At 72.6% G+C, this 16,603-nt stretch carries 13 protein-coding genes and 2 tRNA genes; 7 read left to right on the forward strand and 8 right to left on the reverse strand.

Annotated elements, in window-relative coordinates; genetic code table 11:
- Positions 1–27: 27 nt before the first annotated feature.
- The 5 genes from GVV76_RS02670 to rpmF all read right to left on the reverse strand — a co-directional run bounded on the left by GVV76_RS02670 (position 28) and on the right by rpmF (position 3,192).
- Positions 28–693, reverse strand: coding sequence for an NAD(P)H-dependent oxidoreductase (locus GVV76_RS02670; RefSeq protein ID WP_159624812.1), 666 nt, complete (start codon positions 691–693; stop codon positions 28–30).
- A gap of 303 nt (positions 694–996) precedes the next feature.
- Positions 997–1,419: an Hsp20/alpha crystallin family protein gene (locus GVV76_RS02675; protein WP_159624815.1), complete on the reverse strand. Its 423-nt coding sequence runs from the start codon at positions 1,417–1,419 to the stop codon at positions 997–999.
- Positions 1,420–2,796: 1,377 nt separating this feature from the next.
- Positions 2,797–2,870: transfer RNA gene (locus GVV76_RS02680), tRNA-Pro, on the reverse strand.
- Between the two features lie 53 nt (positions 2,871–2,923).
- Positions 2,924–2,994: transfer RNA gene (locus GVV76_RS02685), tRNA-Gly, on the reverse strand.
- 33 nt (positions 2,995–3,027) lie between these two features.
- Complete coding sequence (gene rpmF / locus GVV76_RS02690; RefSeq protein WP_073451189.1) at positions 3,028–3,192, reverse strand: 50S ribosomal protein L32; 165 nt, start codon at positions 3,190–3,192, stop codon at positions 3,028–3,030.
- Positions 3,193–3,594: 402 nt separating this feature from the next.
- Here rpmF and GVV76_RS02695 point away from each other — a divergent pair, with 402 nt between their 5' ends.
- From GVV76_RS02695 to epsC, 3 genes are all read left to right on the forward strand, one after another.
- Complete coding sequence (locus GVV76_RS02695) at positions 3,595–4,368, forward strand: IMPACT family protein (RefSeq protein WP_159624817.1); 774 nt, start codon at positions 3,595–3,597, stop codon at positions 4,366–4,368.
- Between the two features lie 432 nt (positions 4,369–4,800).
- Entirely contained in the window at positions 4,801–5,739 is a 939-nt protein-coding gene (gene cysK / locus GVV76_RS02700; protein ID WP_159524337.1) for a cysteine synthase A, read from the forward strand.
- 153 nt (positions 5,740–5,892) lie between these two features.
- Positions 5,893–6,468, forward strand: a complete 576-nt coding sequence (gene epsC, locus GVV76_RS02705; protein ID WP_159524336.1) for a serine O-acetyltransferase EpsC — start codon at positions 5,893–5,895, stop codon at positions 6,466–6,468.
- Between the two features lie 128 nt (positions 6,469–6,596).
- Here epsC and GVV76_RS02710 read toward each other — a convergent pair whose 3' ends face one another.
- The 3 genes from GVV76_RS02710 to GVV76_RS02720 are packed head-to-tail and all read right to left on the reverse strand — an operon-like array spanning position 6,597 to position 9,285.
- Positions 6,597–7,607, reverse strand: coding sequence for an Fpg/Nei family DNA glycosylase (locus GVV76_RS02710; protein ID WP_159624819.1), 1,011 nt, complete (start codon positions 7,605–7,607; stop codon positions 6,597–6,599).
- A 57-nt stretch (positions 7,608–7,664) separates the two neighbouring features.
- On the reverse strand, positions 7,665–8,774 hold the full coding sequence (locus tag GVV76_RS02715) for a glycerate kinase (RefSeq protein ID WP_159624822.1): 1,110 nt from the start codon (positions 8,772–8,774) through the stop codon (positions 7,665–7,667).
- A gap of 49 nt (positions 8,775–8,823) precedes the next feature.
- Positions 8,824–9,285 carry a ribose-5-phosphate isomerase gene (locus tag GVV76_RS02720; protein WP_159524174.1) on the reverse strand — a complete coding sequence of 154 codons (462 nt, stop codon included), beginning with the start codon at positions 9,283–9,285 and terminating at the stop codon, positions 8,824–8,826.
- Positions 9,286–9,377: 92 nt separating this feature from the next.
- On the opposite strand from GVV76_RS02720, the gene GVV76_RS02725 reads away from it, so the two are divergent.
- From GVV76_RS02725 to pepN, 4 genes are all read left to right on the forward strand, one after another.
- Positions 9,378–11,498, forward strand: a complete 2,121-nt coding sequence (locus GVV76_RS02725; protein WP_159624824.1) for a M13 family metallopeptidase — start codon at positions 9,378–9,380, stop codon at positions 11,496–11,498.
- Between the two features lie 317 nt (positions 11,499–11,815).
- On the forward strand, positions 11,816–12,769 hold the full coding sequence (locus tag GVV76_RS02730; protein ID WP_159624826.1) for an LPXTG cell wall anchor domain-containing protein: 954 nt from the start codon (positions 11,816–11,818) through the stop codon (positions 12,767–12,769).
- 20 nt (positions 12,770–12,789) lie between these two features.
- On the forward strand, positions 12,790–13,866 hold the full coding sequence (locus GVV76_RS02735; RefSeq protein WP_236263166.1) for an LCP family protein: 1,077 nt from the start codon (positions 12,790–12,792) through the stop codon (positions 13,864–13,866).
- Between the two features lie 123 nt (positions 13,867–13,989).
- Positions 13,990–16,569: an aminopeptidase N gene (gene pepN / locus GVV76_RS02740; protein ID WP_159624828.1), complete on the forward strand. Its 2,580-nt coding sequence runs from the start codon at positions 13,990–13,992 to the stop codon at positions 16,567–16,569.
- Positions 16,570–16,603: the final 34 nt, after the last annotated feature.

Genomic DNA, 16,603 nt, shown 5'->3' on the forward strand with positions numbered 1-16,603 from the left:
GCTCATCTCACCAGCCAGGCCCATGGCTCAGCCGATGACCTGGACGACCTCGTCGTAATCGCGGCGGCGCTTAGGGCGGATCTCCTCGGCCCGGTACCCGAAACCCGCCATCACCGACACCCCCCACTCGGCGGGATCGATGAGGCCCCGGGCCGCGAGCAGGTCGGTGACGGCGGACACGGCGAAGCCCTCGACGGGCACGGAGTCGATGTCGAGGGCGGCGGCGGCCGACAGCATGTTGGCCAGCGCGATGTAGGTCTGCCGCTGAGCCCAGTGATCGACGTCCTCGGGCGAGGACAGGCCGAGCAACTGCTCCTGGAAGCCCTTGAACATCTGGGACAGATCGGCGTCGGGGTCGAAGTCGACGCCGAGGACGTCGGTGACGATATGCGCGGCGTGGGGGCTGTCGTGGACCACGCCCTTCTTGAACAGGATGATGACGAGCTCGGCCCCGCCGCGCAGGACGGCGCCGGCGCCCACGGCCAGGGGCGCGAGCTCGGCACGCAGTTCCTCGTCGCGCACCACCAGGAACTTCCACGGCTCGTACCCGAAGGACGAGGGGGCCAGGCGCCCGGCCTCCAGGATCGCGCGCAGGTCCTCCGGCGAGACGCGGCGGTCAGGGTCGAAGGCCCTAGTGGCGTAGCGGCGGTGGGCGGTGGCGATAACGGACTGGCGCTCGGTCTCGGTGGCCATGACAGGGCTCCTGAGGCAGGTGGGGCAGGACGATTTGTCCGCCTCAACTTAGCACCGGCCGCACGGGGCGAGGACCTGTTCGGCCATTCACCCGCCAGCCGAGCCCCCTCGGCGATGCGCGAGGACGTGGCCCTGCGCGAGGCGGCGGCCCTGCACGAGGCAGCGGCCCTGCACGAGGCAGCGGCCCTGCACGAGGCAGCGGCCCTGCGTTGGGACGCTCCCCCGCACGAGGACGCTCCCCCGCGCGGGGCCGCGGCCCACCACCGATCCGGGGCCCAGACGGCCCGACGGATCAATCCCCGCTCAGGCCTCGATGACCTTCGAGTTGTCGCCGTGGGCCACGCTGATCTTGCGGGGCTTGGCATTCTCGGCCATGGGGATCGTCAGGCGGAGCACGCCGTCGGAGTACTCGGCCTCGATGCGATCGAGGGCCACTCGGCTGCCCAGCGTGAGCTGACGGGCGAAGGTCCCCGTCGGGCGCTCACGAGTCAGCCAGGAGCGCTCCCCCTCGCCCGCGGTGGCCTTGCGCTCCGCGCGCACGGTGAGAGTGCGGTCATCGACGTCGACGTCCACGCTGGCGGGGTCGACTCCGGGCAGGTCGATCTCCGCGTAGAACGTGTCGCCCTCGCGGAACAGGTCCATCGGCATGCCGACGGCGGCGGGGCTGCGGGTGAGGTCCGTGAAGAGCCGGTCCATGTCCTGGAAGGGGTTGAGGGTGCGAGCCATGATATTCCTCCTGCGGTAGCTCACGGTTGTTGTCGGATGGTTCGTACGGCGCCGGGCCGGCCCGGGGGGCGCTGAAGGCCTCCGAGTAGGTCCTTGACCGCTCACACCCGTGCCAACAGGACCGCTCAGGCAGGTATTCCCAGAAGTTGAGTCCAACTCACTCAAGATTGCACGACGGGGTCTGAGGCGACGCGCTCCGGGAAGGCCGTCGACGCCCGTGGCGGGGCCAGCCACGACCCCAGCGCCAACCCAACGGGCGGCGAGGGGCGCCCCGGCGATGCTCCCCGCCCGGCGTCGGGATCATCGGGGACGTCCAGAGCAGCGCTGGGGCATCCGGAGCAGCGCTGGGACGCCCAAAGCAGCACTCCCCGCAGTACTCCCAACAGCCCACCGATGCCACAGACAGCCCACCGATGCCCACGACAGCCGAACGACGCCCACGATGGTCGAACGACACCCACGACACCCCAGCCAGCACCCACAACAGCCAACTCGACACCCAAGCACACCGGCGCCCACAGCAGCACCGGGACGCCCAAAGCAGCGCTGGGGCATCCGGAGCAGCACTGGACCGCCCAAAGCAGCGCTCCCCGCAGTACTCTCAACGACCCACCGATGCCACAGACAGCCCACCGATGCCCACGACAGCCGAGAACGACGCCCACGACGGTCAAACGGCGCCCACGACGCCCCAGCCAGCATCCAAACACACAGGCACCCACAGCAGCACTGGACCGCTCAAAGCAGCGCCGGGCCGCCCAAAGCAACGTTGGGCCATCCAGAGCAGCACTGGGACGTCCAAAGCAGCGCTCCCCGCAGTGCTCTCAGCGTCCCACCGATGCCACAAACGACCCACCGATGCCGCAGACGTCCCACCGACGCCCACGACGGTCAAACGGCGCCCACGACGGTCAAACGGCGCCCACGACAGCCAACTCGACACCCAAACACACAGGCACCCACAGCAGCACCGGGACGCCCAAAGCAACGTTGGGGCACCCAGAGCAGCACTGGACCGCCCAAAGCAACGCTCCCCGCAGTACTCTCAACGACCCACCGATACCACAGACGGCTCACCAATGCCCACGACAGCCGAACGACGCCCACGACGGCCCAGCCAGCCGTGCCGGGCCCCGGCGAGCGCCCATCCGGCGCCATCATGACGCCCCCGGTCAGACCACCACGACGCGCCCTGGGACGAACTCGAGGCGAACCGCCGCTGATACGAGAGAAACCCGCGATACCAGCGAAAAACACGCGTCGAAGCAACAGAGGGCGCCCCGCGCGAGAACGACTGCGCCCCGTGAGCCGACACCTGCACCCCATGAGCCACAACACCTGCGCCCCGCGCGAGAACGGCGCGGGGCGGCATGCGAGTCGGGCTGGCGGGATTTGAACCCGCGATCTCCTGCTCCCAAAGCAGGCGCGCTACCAAGCTGCGCTACAGCCCGAGGATGCGGCAGCGGGGCGGCCCTCCGTGGAGGGCGCCCCGCTGGCCTCATCGAGCGGGTGACGGGAATCGAACCCGCGCAATCTGCTTGGAAGGCAGAGGCTCTACCATTGAGCTACACCCGCAGAAGGCGGACGGCGCCACCGTCCGCTGCCGCGTCAGTGCTCGAGAAGACCGGTCTTGTAGGCCTTCACCAGACGACGGGGCACGCTGATCTCACGGCCGTTCACCTTGATGGTGTCGAGCTGGGGGAGCTCGGCCTTCCACTGCGAGCGGCGGTTGCGGGTGTTGCTGCGGGACATCTTCCGCTTCGGCACTGCCATGGGCCCGCTCCTCTCAAACTCCTTGGGATCTTCCGATCCCGGCAAACAGGACCAGGGGACACCATAGCCAGTCAGCACGAGCCGCTTCCAGTTGACGACGGCGCCCAGAGCTGTGACATCGGTCCCGTCAGCCCTCCGCGGCCGCGGGCCCGCCAACGAGGGGACCCCGGTGACGCCGGTGGGGCGCGTCAGCCCTCCGCGGCCGCACCGCCACCATTGCCCCACGGCCACTGCCGCACCGCGGCCAATGCCCTGCGACCGCTGACCCCCAGCCGCTGCCGCCGCACCGCCGCTGTCCCGCCACCACTGCCCAGGCCCCTTCCAGGGCGCCCCAGCACCAGTCCAGCACCAGCCCGCCACCAGCCCGGCGATCGCCGGGGGCGCTCATGCGACCATACCGCCATGCCCGTCGAGCGCCCCATGCCCGCCAAACCCGCCCCCGCCGGCGGCCCCATTCCCGCCGCCAACCCCGCCCCCGTTGGCGGCGCCGCGCCCTATCGACTGACGCTCGCGCCGGGCGAGCAGCCTGAAACGGACCTGGAGGTCAAGCGATCCCACTTCCTGGCGCGCGCCGAGCGGGCCGATGACGAGGACGCCGCCCGCTCCTTCATCGCCCGCATCCGCTCCCGCTACCCCGACGCCCGCCACCATTGCTCCGCCTTCATCGTCCCCCAGCCGGGCACCTCCCCTGCCCCCCTTGCCTCCCCCGGCTCCCCCGCGATCGAGCGCTCCAGCGACGACGGCGAGCCCTCGGGCACAGCCGGCCAGCCGATCCTGGAGGTCCTGCGGGGCAGCGGGCTGACCGGGGCGGCCGTCGTCGTCACCCGCTACTTCGGGGGGACCCTGCTGGGCACCGGCGGGCTCGTGCGCGCCTACTCCGAGGCCGCCTCCCAGGCCCTCGCCGCGGCCGCGCGCGTGAGCATCAGCGAGCGGGCGCTGTGGGAGGTGCGGGTGCCGGTGGCGCGGGCCGGCCGCCTGGAGGCCGAGTTGCGCGCCGCGGGGTCGGCCGACGGCGCGCTGGCCGTGGAGGGCACGTCCTGGGGGGCCAGCGACGCCGTCATCCTCCTGTCCACGCCGGTCGGCGCCCCCTCCCCCGACGAACTCATCGCCTCGCTCACCGCGGGCAGCGCCAGGCCGGCCCCGGCCGGCACGAGACTGGTCGAATCACCTCTGTGATCACCCGCCTGAGCTGCGCCCGGGGCTTCCCCCTCTCCGCTGACGGCGGATCGGGCCCGCTCACTATCCGAGCCGCTTGACGCCCCCCACCGGGGCGGCATTAGGGTCTATCCCACAGCGCCCGTTATTATGTCGCATTCACGGCGCCATTCGCGAGAGGAGGACCCCCATGATGCCCGTGCCGGCCACGTGCCTCATGCGCGAGATGTCCGCCTCCTGCAGCCTGTGTCGATAGAGCGCCAGGCTCCTCAAGACGTGCGCGCGTCGCTGCGCGCATGCCCGGCGCTCCGGGACCGCAGGCCCCTCGACCATTCCTGCACCATCGCGGCCGCGAACCGCCCCATCATTCCTCACCATCCTCCGCCTCCCGGACGCCCCCGAGCGCGTCAGCGCGATGGGCCCGGAGCACCATTCACACCTCAAGGAGAACCCATGTCCCACGCATCCTCCATCGCCGAGAACGTCACCGACCTCGTCGGCTCCACCCCGCTGGTCCGCATCAACCGCGTCATCTCCGGCCCCGCCACGGTCCTGGCCAAGGTCGAGGCCTTCGAGCCCGCCAGCAGCGTCAAGGACCGCATCGCCCTGTCGATCGTGCGCGCGGCCGAGGCCTCCGGGCAACTCAAGCCCGGCGGGACCATCATCGAGGCCACGAGCGGCAACACCGGCGTCGGCCTGTCCATGGTCGGGGCCGCCCTGGGCTACAAGGTCATCATCACGATGCCGGAGACCTTCTCCAAGGAGCGCCGGGCCCTCATGCGCGCCTTCGGCGCCGAGCTGGTCCTGACCACCGAGGGCGGGGTGGCCGGGGCCGCCAAGCGCGCCGCCGAGATCCAGGCCGCCACCCCGAACTCGATCCTGGCGTCCCAGTTCACCAACCCGGCCAACCCCAAGGTCCACCGTGAGACCACCGCCCGCGAGATCATCGAGGCCACCGGCGGAAAGATCGACGTCTTCGTCGCGGGCATCGGCACCGGCGGCACGCTCACCGGCGTGGGCACGGTGCTGCGCAAGGAGTTGCCGGACGTCAAGATCTTCGGCATCGAGCCCGCCGAGTCCCCCTTCCTCCAGGAGGGCAACTGGAACCCGCACAAGATCCAGGGCCTGGGCGCGAACATCGTCCCGGAGGTCCTCGACCAGGGGATCTGGGACGAGCTCCTGCACGTCTCCTCCGACGACGCCCTGGCCTACGCCCGCCGCGCCGCGCGCGAGGAGGGCCTGCTCGTGGGCATCTCCTCCGGCGCCGCCCTGGCGGGTGCCGACCTGCTCTCCCAGCGCCCGGAGCTGGAGGGCAAGACGATCGTCACCGTCCTTCCTGACACCGGCGAGCGTTACCTCTCCACGCCGCTGTACGCCGAGTACCTCAACTGAGCCGCCCGTCGCCCCACAACGCCTGAGGGCGCGCCCCAGGCCGACGGCGGTGGTCCCGGGAACAGGATCATCGCCGTCGGCGTTGGGGCATGGGGCGACGGCGCGAGCCGCCCCCCGCGCCCGATCGGGGCGCCCCACCGACCGAGGAGAGTCATGTCCCACAGCCACCGCTCCCTACTGGCGCAGGCCAAGGAGGACCTCGCCACCGCGCGGCGCAGGGACCCGGCCGCCCGGACGAGCGCCGAGGTCGCCCTCCTCTACCCCGGTGTTCACGCCGTGTGGGCCTACCGGGCCGCGCACCGGCTGTGGAACGGCGGGCACCGCTTCGCTGCCCGCGCCCTGTCCCAGGCCGCCCGCAATCTCACCGGCATCGAGATCCACCCCGCCGCCAAGATCGGCGAGCGCTTCTTCATCGACCACGGCATGGGGGTGGTCATCGGCGAGACCGCGGAGGTGGGCGACGACGTCCTCATGTACCACGGGGTCACGCTCGGCGGGGTCTCCATGAACCCCGGCAAGCGCCACCCCACGATCGGCAACAACGTGCAGATCGGGGCCGGGGCGAAGGTGCTGGGGCCGGTCACCGTGGAGGACGGCGCGAAGATCGGCGCCAACGCGGTGCTCATCAAGAACGTCCCCCAGGGGCATGTCGCGGTCGGCGTGCCCAGCCGCGTGCGCGACCCCAAGGTCGATCCCGAGCTCATGACCGATCCCACCATCTACATCTGACCGGCGCCCGCCCCGCGCGCCGGGGCCGCGGGGCCGTCCGGCCGGGCCCGCCCCGCGCTGCCGGGACTCCGCTCAGGCGCCCACCAGCCCACCGGCCCATCGCCCGCCCGGGGCGGATGGGAGCGGCGTCAGGCGCGCTGGCAGGCCGGGCACCAGAAGAGACGGCGCCCGGCGACCTCCCGCTGCGCGATCGGCGTCCCGCAGCGCAGGCAGGGGCGCCCGGCGCGGTGATACACGTACCAGCGGGCGGCCTCCGGATCATCCTCGGGCAGCGGTGAGGGGACGTCGTCGAGGTCGACGGTCGTGATGAACCCCGTGGCCACCCCGTACTCCATGAGGGGGACCAGGTCGTCCCACACCGCCCTCAGGCGCGCCAGGCTCACCCGGTTGCCCGCCCTGAAGGGGCTGATGCCGCAGCGGAAGAGCGTCTCGGCGCGGTAGATGTTGCCCGCGCCGGCCAGCACCGACTGGTCCATGAGCAGCTCGCCGATCGCCTTGCGGCGCGCCCGGGCCGAGGCCACGAAGGCCTCCCGCTGTCCGTCGGCGCGAAGCGGGTCGGGGCCGAGGCGACGGCGAACCGCCGCCACGCCCTCGGCGTCGATCACCTCACAGGCGCTCGGCCCGGTCAGGTCCGCCACCCCGTGCTCACCGAGCAGGCGCAGCCGGACGGCGCCGCGCGGCTCGGGCGGCACCCACGCCCCTGGCTGGGCACTGGGCGCGCCGGCCCCATGGCCCGCGCCGCCGTCGGCGTCCTCGGCGCCTCCCGCCAGGCCCGCCAGCGCCGATCCACCACCGCCGCGCAGGGCGTGCTCCCCGCGCTCCCCCACCTTCCGCCTGGGCGCCCCGATGGCGTGCGGGGCGGTGAAGCGGGAGTCGCCGTCGAAGGTCCATGAGCCGTACAGCCCCAGGTGGATGCGCAGCCAGACGACGGCGCTCTCGCCCACCGGCACATCGGCGCGGGGCGCGAAGGCGGTGAAGAGGTGCTTGCCGTGGGCCTGCGCCTCCAGGAGGACCCGGCCATCGAGAAGGGCGGCCCCGGCGGCGAAGCGGCCCTGGGGCGAGGAGACTCTCAGCACCTGCCCGCCGTAGAGCTCGGTGAGGGCGGCGGCGAGTCGGTGGATGGTGTGTCCTTCGGGCATGGGCCGACGGTACCCGCGCGCGGCCCGCGCCCGCGCGCCGGCGGTGAGGGGCGGGCGTCAGAGGCGGTCCCGCAGGTAGCCGACGACCGCCTCGCGCATGTTCTCCGGGCCTCGGGCCAGGGCTTGGGCCAGCGGCTCATCGGGGGACCCCACCTTGACGAGGTCGCGAACGCCGTGGTCGAGGAGGGCCTCCGCGCCGGGCTTGATCCGTCCCGCGAGGACGACGCACGGAACGCCCTCCTGGCGGGCCAGGCGGGCCACGCCCGCGGGCGCCTTGCCGTTGAGGGTCTGCTCGTCGACGGAGCCCTCCCCGGTTAGGACGAGGTCGGCCCGCGCGATCGCGTCGCGCAGCCCGATGGCCTCGGCGACGAGCTCGACGCCGGGGCGCATGCTCGCGCCGAGGAAGGCGCTCAGCGCGAAGCCGAGCCCCCCGGCCGCCCCGGCCCCCGGCTGCGCCGCCTCGGCCCGCGCGCCGGTGAGCTCGGCGAGGCGGGCGAGGCGGGCGTCGAGTATCCCCACCATGTCGGCGCTGACGCCCTTCTGGGGCCCGAACACCGCCGTCGCTCCATTGGGCCCGGTCAGCGGGTTAGTGACGTCGCAGGCCACGAGGATGGTCGCCTCGCGGGCGGCCTGGGACAGGCCCGCGAGGTCGACGCTCTCGATGAGCCCCATCCGCGCCGGCTCGGGACCGACCGGCCCGCCCGAGGCGTCGAGGAGGCGGACGCCGAGTTCGGTGAGCATGCCCAGGCCGCCGTCGTTCGTCGCTGACCCGCCCAGGCCGATGATAAGGGTGCGGGCGCCGCCTTCCAGCGCGTGCGCCATGAGCATGCCCAGGCCGCGCGTGCTGGAGCGCAGGACGTCCCGCTCGCCCGGGGCGACTCGCTCCAGCCCGGCGCAACTGGCGACGTCCATGACGGCGCGGTCGCCGGCCAGCCCGTAGACGGCCTCGATGGGCCGCCCGAGCGCGTCGGCGCTGGGCGCGCAGACCATGTCGGCGCCCCAGGAGGCGCCGACCGCGTCGACGAACCCCTCCCCACCGTCGGACATGGGCATCAGGACGGTGCGAGCCCCGGGGACGGCGTCGCGCACGCCCTCATCCATGGCCCTGGCGGCCTGGAGCGCCGTCATGCTCTCCTTGAAGGAGTCCGGCGCGAGCACGATCCTCATCGCCGCTCCCCTCTTATCGCCTCGGTGGATGGCCCGCCCCGCCCTCGCCTCAGGCGCGCCCTGGGCGCGCCGCCTCGTAGGCGGCCAACTGGTCGATGCGGCGCTGGTGGCGCGCCTCCCCGCTGAAGGGCTCGGCGATAAAGGCGTCGACGATCGCCAGGGCCTCCTCCAGTGAGTGCATGCGCCCGCCCACGCTCACCATGTTCGCGTCATTGTGGGCGCGGGTCAGGCGTGCCGTCTCCAGGTTCCAGGCCAGGGCGCAGCGCGCGCCGTCGACGAGGTTGGCGGCCATCTGCTCGCCGTTCCCGCTGCCGCCCAGCACCACCCCGAGGCTGCCGGGCTCGTCGACGACGGCCTGGGCCGCCTCCAGGCAGAAGGCGGGGTAGTCGTCGTCGGGGTCGTAGGAGAAGGCGCCGTGGTCGATGACCTCATGGCCGGCGTCCTGAAGGTGGCTGACGAGGGCCTCTTTGGTCTCGTAAGCGGCGTGGTCCGTGGCGATATGGATGCGCATGAGCCGATTCTGCCCCAGCTCAGCGGCGCGCGCCCACCCCCGCCGGCCCACAGATGTGCGACAGGGGATGGCCCCCGGGTTAGGTTGGGCGCATGACCACCACAGGCAGCACAGCCAGCACCGCCAGCGCCCCTGAATCACCCGATGCCGGCCGTGTCCGCGCGGGAGTCCTCGAGCTCGACGCCGTCGACGCCGGGCTGCGCCCGCAGGACGACCTGTTCCGGCACGCCAACGGCTCCTGGCTCGCCACCGCCGAGATCCCCGCCGACCGCCCGGGCACGGGCTCTTTCACGCTCCTGCGCGACGCCGCCGAGGAGGCCTGCCACCAGATCCTGCGCGACGCCGCGGCGAGCGAGGAGGCGGCCCAGCCCCGCCCCGCCACGCCGGCGGGCAAGATCGGGGCCCTGTTCGCGACCTTCATGGACGAGGAGCGCATCGAGGCCCTGGGCGCGGCGCCCCTGGCCCCCGAGCTCGCCCCCGTCCTGGAGGCCCCCACCAAGGAGGCCCTCGCGCGGGCCCTGGGGGCGGGCGCGCACTTCACCGGGCCCATCGACGCCGGCGTCTACAACGACATCAATGATCCCGACCGCTACACCACCTGGATGGACCAGGCCGGCCTCGGCCTGCCCGATGAGTCCTACTACCGCGAGGAGGGACGCCAGGAGCTGCGCACCGCCTACGTCGCGCACGTGGCCAGGATGCTGGAGCTCGCCGGGCTGCCCGAGCGCCTCGGCGCGGGCGCGCAGGACCTGGCCGAGCGGATCATGGCCCTCGAGACCTCCCTGGCCAAGGGCCACTGGGACCGCGTGGCCTGCCGGGACATCGACAAGACGAACAACCCGATGACCTGGGAAGGGATCGTGGACTCCTCCCCCGCCTTCCCCTGGGAGGCCTGGCGCGAGGGTGCCAGGGCGGCCGCCGCCGCCGCGGGGGTGGGGCGGACCACTTACCTGGACGAGACGATCGTCAACCAGCCCGATTACCTCGCTCACATGGCCGGCTGCTGGGAAGCCGCCCCCCTGGCGGACCTGCGGGCATGGGCCTGCTGGCACATCACGCAGAGCCGGGCCACGCTGCTGTCCAGCGACTTCGTGAATGCCAGCTTCGACTTCTACGGAAAGACCCTTCAGGGCACCGATGAGTTGCGGCCGCGCTGGAAGCGCGGCGTGGGCCTGGTGGAGTCGAGCCTCGGGGAGGCCCTGGGCGAGATCTACGTGGCCGAGCACTTCCCGCCCGAGCACAAGGCCGCCATGGAGCGGCTCGTGGCCGACCTCATCGAGGCCTACCGGGGCTCGATCTCCACCCTGGAGTGGATGGGCCCGGCCACCCGCGAGCGCGCGCTGGCCAAGCTCGACCAATTCACCCCCAAGATCGGCTACCCGGACTCCTGGCGCGACTACTCCGCCGTCGTCATCACCCTCGGGGACCTGCTGGCCTCTGTCCGCTCGGTGGAGGCTCACGAGAACGCCCGGGCCCTGCGCAAGCTCGGCGAGCCGATCGACCGCGCCGAGTGGCACATGACGCCGCAGACCGTCAACGCCTACTACAACCCAACGATGAACGAGATCGTCTTCCCCGCCGCGATCCTCCAGCCCCCGTTCTTCGACCCCGAGGCCGACGACGCCGTCAACTACGCGGGCATCGGCGCCGTCATCGGCCATGAGATAGGTCACGGCTTCGACGACCAGGGATCGACCTTCGACGGCACGGGGAAGGTCGCCGACTGGTGGACCCCTGAGGACCGTCAGGCATTCTCCGCGCGCACCTCCGCGCTCATCGCCCAGTACGACGCCCTCACCCCGGCCGCCATCGCCGCCAAGCATGAGGAGGCCGGCACCCCGGCCGCTGATGTTCCGCACGTCAACGGGGCCCTGACGATCGGGGAGAACATCGGCGACCTCGGGGGCGTGGGCATCGCCCTGAAGGCCTACCGCCTGGCCCTGGCCCGCGTCGACATCGAGGGCTTCGAGGGGGCGCCGGTCATCGACGGCCTGACGGGCCTGCAGCGCTTCTTCTACTCGTGGGCGCGGATCTGGCGGACGAAGAACCGCGACGACTACGCCGAGCTGCTGCTGACGATCGACCCGCACTCGCCGGCCGAGTTCCGCTGCAACAGGATCGCCAGCAACGTCGACGCCTTCTACGAGGCCTTCGACGTGGCCCCCGGTGACGGCATGTGGCTCGACCCGGAGCAGCGCGTGTCCATTTGGTAAGACCCAGGCTCGCCGATGGGGGCGGTGGGGAGGACTCCCCACCGCCCCCGTCGCACCCCATGGGCGCGGCGATTCCTGGCGGTCCGATGAGCGCAGCCGATGAGCGCCATCCCGGGCCATGGGCCCGCCCGCCGCCGCCCCCGCCCGGCATGGGGCGTTACCAGAACGGATGAGACTGCTGCGACACGCGAGCCTCCTGGGACGAGAACCGGGCTCATCACACGGGTTATGCGCCTTGCATCCGCAATCAGATCGAGGCAGGATCGTTACCGTCCCCAGGCACCCCATGGTGCGCCCCGACCTCAAGGAGGACACAGATGCGTCTTGGACGTCCCCTCGCTATCACCGCCGCAGCCGTTCTCGCCGCCGGTGCCGTCACCACCACCGCGACCGCCGCCGAGTCCGACTTCGCCTTCAGCGACGACGTCGCCCGCGTCGCGGACCCCGCCAGCACCGCCTTCCCCATCAGCGGCACCGGCTGCACCAGCACCGCTGACCGCCCCACCGAAGTTCTGGTGACCCTCGCCCAGGGCGACCCGGCCAAGAACCCCAAGGCAGCGACGCCCACCACCATCAGCGTCAAGCCCGGCACCAGCAACTGGTCCGGCACCCTCAACCTGGCCGCCGCCATCAAGGAGGTCGGCGCCGACCCGACCACCGAGCCCTGGTTCCTCGCCGCCGAGTGCCAGGAGTACGACAAGCACGATGGCGCGACCACCGCCCGCCGCCTCATCCTGGACGCCACCAAGGCCGAGGGCACGCTGACCCTCAAGGAGGACAACGGCGCCCAGAGTTTCGAGTTCACTGGCTCCGGCTTCACCCCCGCTGAGACCGTCACGCTGACCCTCAGGGACGACAACGGCAAGATCGTGGCCACCCTGGCCACCATGACCGCCGATCCCGATGGCAAGGTCTCCTCCTCCTTCCCGGCCCCCGCCGGCGTCCCCGACGGCTCCTATGACGCCGTCGTCGAGGGCTCCCGCTACGGCGAGGGCGGCACGCTCGAGTACAAGGTGACCGTCTCCAACGGCGTGTTCTCCTACGAGGGCAAGGGCGGCAGCGGGCTTGTGCGCTCCGCCAACAAGCCGTCCGCCAACAACGCCGCGGCCGACCCGGCCGTCGCCGCCCCCGGCGCGGCGCAGAACGCCGCCGCCCCCGCGAAGGAGGGCCTGGCCAACACCGGTGCCGACGCGATGACCTTCGTCATCATCGGCGGCAGCCTCGCCACCGCTGGCGGCCTGCTCCTGGCGGCCCGTCGTCGTCGCGCCTGACGCCCCATCGGGCCGGTCGAGTGAGCAGTTCACCCGCCGCCCCTGACCGCGCGCCCGCCCGGGCCCCGAAAGCGCTCACCGCGCTCGGGGCCCGGGCGGGCCGTTTCGCGCGCGCTCACCGCGCCCTGACCGCCCTCATCGCCGGCCTCGTGCTCGCCCTCGCCCTGGCGCTCGGCGACCTGGGGCTCCTCGCCCACCGCATCAGGCACGTGCCCGTCGCGATGCCCCACCACGCGAGCGCCCTGGCCGCAGGCGACGCCACCGTCCCCTACGAGGGCGAGACCTGGCTCATCATCGGCACCGACTCCCGGCTCAGCGTGCCGGGCGGGCCGGACCGCTACGGGGACGCCTCCGGGGACCGGGCGGGCGCCCGGGCCGACGTCGTCGTCCTCCTCCAGCCCGGGCCCGGCGCCCCGCGCGCGACCGTCCTGCCCCGCGACCTCACCCTGCGCGTTGGTGCCCTTCATCACGAGCGTCTGACCACCTCCTACCTCAAGGGCCCGCAGAGCACCGTCGACCTGCTGTGCTCCGCCCTGGGCGTGCCCACCACGCACCTGGTGACCGTCGACATGGCCGGCTTCGCGAGCATCGTCGACGCCGTCGGCGGGCTCACGCTCGACTTCCCCGAGCCCATCCGCGACGAGATGGCCGGACTGGACATCCCCACCGCCGGAACGCGCACCCTCAGCGGGATCGACGCCCTCGCCCTCGTGCGCTCCCGCCACCCGCAGATCCTGCGCGACGGGCAGTGGACCGCCCTGAGCGAGACCGAGGGGGCCCAGCGCCGCAGCGAGTCCACCGGTCTCGTCATGAGTGCCCTCATGACCGCCCTCGCCCAGAAGTCCTCGACCCCGTGGGGCGCGCGCTCCCTGGCGCGCGCCGTGGCCGGCACCCTCACCACCGACGAGGGCACCGGACTGGTCGATCTCGCCCGGCTCGGCTGGGACCTGGCCGCCGGGAGCGAGGACTCCCAGGGGCTGGAGGTCACCACCGTCCCCGCCCCCACCGTGGGCGACGGCTTCATCGCGCTGCCCACGCCACAGACCTACTCCGCGCTCTCGGCCCGGGGCTACGCCCCCGGCACCTGCTCGCCCTGATGCCCCGGGAGCCCCAGCACTGTTCACGCGCCGCGCATGAGGGGGCCGCGCCGGCGCGGCAGTGAGAGGATCGGGCGAAGCCCCGCGGGGCGCGCGAGCCCCGCCACGATGACAGGAGCGCAGATGCCCGGAATCAACCTGACCCGCGATGAGGCCCGCGAGCGCGCCTCGCTCGTGACCACCGAGAGCTACGACGTGGTCCTGGACCTGTCCGGGGCGGCGGACCCCGACCAGGCGACCTTCCGATCGGTGACCACCGCGCGGTTCTCCGCGACGCCGGGCGCCTCGACCTTCATCGACCTCATCGCCCCGCGGGTGCGCGAGGTCCGCCTCAACGGGGCTGCCCTCGACCCGACCGCGGTCTTCGCGGACTCCCGGATCGCCCTGGAGGATCTGGCGGAGTCCAACGAGCTCGTCGTCGTCGCCGACTGCGCCTACATGCGCACCGGTGAGGGCCTGCACCGCTTCACCGACCCCGCCGACGGCGCCACCTACCTCTACACGCAGTTCGAGGTGCCCGACTCCCGGCGCGTCTTCGCGGTCTTCGAGCAGCCCGACCTCAAGGCCTCCTTCACCTTCACCGTCACCGTGCCCGACGGCTGGACCGTCTTCTCCAACTCCCCCACCCCCGAGCCGAGCCCCGCGGGCGCCGGGGCGCGGGTCTTCTCCTTCGCGCCGAGCGAGCGCATGAGCTCCTACATCACGGCGATCGTCGCCGGGCCGTACGTGGGGGCCACCGATGAGTACCGCGCCGATGACGGCCGCGTGGTGCCGTTGGGCGTGTACTGCCGCGCCTCGCTGGCCGAGCACCTCGACGCCGACGAGATCCTGGCGCTGACCAAGGGCGGCTTCGCCTTCTACGAGGAGCTGTTCGGCACGCCCTACGCTTTCCCCAAGTACGACCAGGTCTTCGTCCCCGAGTTCAACGCCGGCGCCATGGAGAACGCCGGGATCGTCACCCACCGGGACGACTACGTCTTCCGCTCCCGCCCGGTGGAGGCCCGCGTCGAGCGCCGCGCGGTGACGATCCTCCACGAACTGGCCCACATGTGGTTCGGGGACCTGGTGACCATGGAGTGGTGGAACGACCTGTGGCTCAACGAGTCCTTCGCCGAGTACACCTCCACCCTGGCCACGGCCGAGACGACGCGCTTCACCGACGCCTGGACCACCTTCCAGACCCTGGAGAAGGCCTGGGCCTACAACCAGGACCAGCTCTCCTCCACCCACCCGATCGCCGCCGAGATCAGGGATCTTCACGACGTCGAGGTGAACTTCGACGGCATCACCTACGCCAAGGGCGCCTCGGTGCTCACCGCCCTCGTGGCCTATGTGGGCCGCGAGCGGTTCTTCGCGGGGATCGCCCGCTACCTGGAGGCGCACGCCTTCTCCAACGCGACGCTGGCCGACCTGCTGGGCGAGCTCGAGGCCGTCTCCGGGCGGGATCTCGCGGCCTGGACGCGGGTGTGGCTCCAGGAGGCGGGGGTGACGGCCCTGCGCCTGGAGACCACCACGGATGATGCGGGCCGCATCGCCTCCGCCACCGTCGTCCAGGAGGTCCCGGAGGGCTCTCCGGCGACGCTCCGCCCGCACCGCCTGGCGATCGGGGCGTATAGCCATGACGACTCCGGGGCGCTGACGCGGGTCGGGCGCGTCGAGTTGGACGTTGCCGGCGCGCGCACGCCAGTGCCGGGCCTGGTCGGCATGTCCCGCCCCGAGGTCCTGCTCGTCAACGACGACGACCTCACCTACGCCAAGCACCGCCTGGACGAGGCCTCCCTGTCCGCCGCACTGGAGGGGATCGGCGACTTCACCGACTCGTTGGCGCGTTCACTGATCCTGGCCTCGGCCTGGGACATGGTGCGCGACGGCGAGCTGCCCGCGTCCCGCTACCTCAGCGCCGCCCTGGAGGCGCTGAAGGCGGAGTCCCACTCCAGCGTGGTCCAGGGGCTCCTGGCGCGGATCGGCACCTGCCTCGCCCTCTACCTGCCCCCCGCGGCGCGCCGCGAGGCCGCCCCCGAGGCCGCCGGGGCCCTGCTGGCCCTGGCCCGCGGCGCCGAGCCCGGCTCCGACCGCCAGCTCCAGCTCGTGCGCGCCGTGGCCGCGCACGCCGTGAGCGAGGAGCAGATCGACGCCGTCGCCGGGTGGCTCGACGGCTCCGCCGCCCTGCCGGGACTGGCGGTGGACGCCGATATGCGCTGGGAGCTCCTCACCGGTCTGGTGGCGGCCGGCCGCGCCGGCGAGGCCGAGATCGCCGCCGAGGAGGCCCGTGACCGCACGACGACGGGCCGCGAGCGGGCGGCGGGCGCCCGTGCCTCGATCCCCACCGCCGAGGCGAAGGGGGCGGCCTGGCGGGCGCTCGTGGAGGACTCCTCGATGCCCAATGAGACGCAGCGCCAGGCGCTGGCCGGCTTCGGCCGCGTTGAGCGCGCCCCCGAGCTCATGGCGCCCTTTATCGAGGAGTACGTGGCCGCCATCGAGCCCGTCTGGTCGTCGCGGACCTTCCACATGGCCGAGGCCCTGTTGGAGGGGCTGTGGTCCTGCGCGACCGTCGGCCTCCCGGGCGCCGACCCGATCGGGGCACTCGAGGGCTGGCTGGACGCCCACGCCGATGCCCCGGCCGCGCTGCGCCGGATCGTGACGGAGAATCTTGACGACGCTCGCCGGGTGGCCCGCGCCCAGGCGGCGCAGGCGGCGGCCTGAGTGGCGAGGGGCCGTGGCCTCCCACGGCCCCTCG

The sequence above is a fragment of the Actinomyces sp. zg296 genome, assembly GCF_009829695.1.
Lineage (GTDB): Bacteria > Actinomycetota > Actinomycetes > Actinomycetales > Actinomycetaceae > Actinomyces > Actinomyces marmotae.

What these genes read in the sequence shown, in the direction of transcription:
- cysK (WP_159524337.1), top strand. Translation starts at nt 4,801, where the DNA reads ATGTCCCACGCATCCTCCATCGCCGAGAACGTCACCGACCTCGTCGGC.
- epsC (WP_159524336.1), top strand. Translation starts at nt 5,893, where the DNA reads ATGTCCCACAGCCACCGCTCCCTACTGGCGCAGGCCAAGGAGGACCTC.
- GVV76_RS02720 (WP_159524174.1), bottom strand. Translation starts at nt 9,285, where the DNA reads ATGCGCATCCATATCGCCACGGACCACGCCGCTTACGAGACCAAAGAG.
- GVV76_RS02675 (WP_159624815.1), bottom strand. Translation starts at nt 1,419, where the DNA reads ATGGCTCGCACCCTCAACCCCTTCCAGGACATGGACCGGCTCTTCACG.
- GVV76_RS02670 (WP_159624812.1), bottom strand. Translation starts at nt 693, where the DNA reads ATGGCCACCGAGACCGAGCGCCAGTCCGTTATCGCCACCGCCCACCGC.
- GVV76_RS02695 (WP_159624817.1), top strand. Translation starts at nt 3,595, where the DNA reads ATGCCCGTCGAGCGCCCCATGCCCGCCAAACCCGCCCCCGCCGGCGGC.
- pepN (WP_159624828.1), top strand. Translation starts at nt 13,990, where the DNA reads ATGCCCGGAATCAACCTGACCCGCGATGAGGCCCGCGAGCGCGCCTCG.
- GVV76_RS02730 (WP_159624826.1), top strand. Translation starts at nt 11,816, where the DNA reads ATGCGTCTTGGACGTCCCCTCGCTATCACCGCCGCAGCCGTTCTCGCC.
- GVV76_RS02710 (WP_159624819.1), bottom strand. Translation starts at nt 7,607, where the DNA reads ATGCCCGAAGGACACACCATCCACCGACTCGCCGCCGCCCTCACCGAG.
- rpmF (WP_073451189.1), bottom strand. Translation starts at nt 3,192, where the DNA reads ATGGCAGTGCCGAAGCGGAAGATGTCCCGCAGCAACACCCGCAACCGC.
- GVV76_RS02715 (WP_159624822.1), bottom strand. Translation starts at nt 8,774, where the DNA reads ATGAGGATCGTGCTCGCGCCGGACTCCTTCAAGGAGAGCATGACGGCG.
- GVV76_RS02725 (WP_159624824.1), top strand. Translation starts at nt 9,378, where the DNA reads ATGACCACCACAGGCAGCACAGCCAGCACCGCCAGCGCCCCTGAATCA.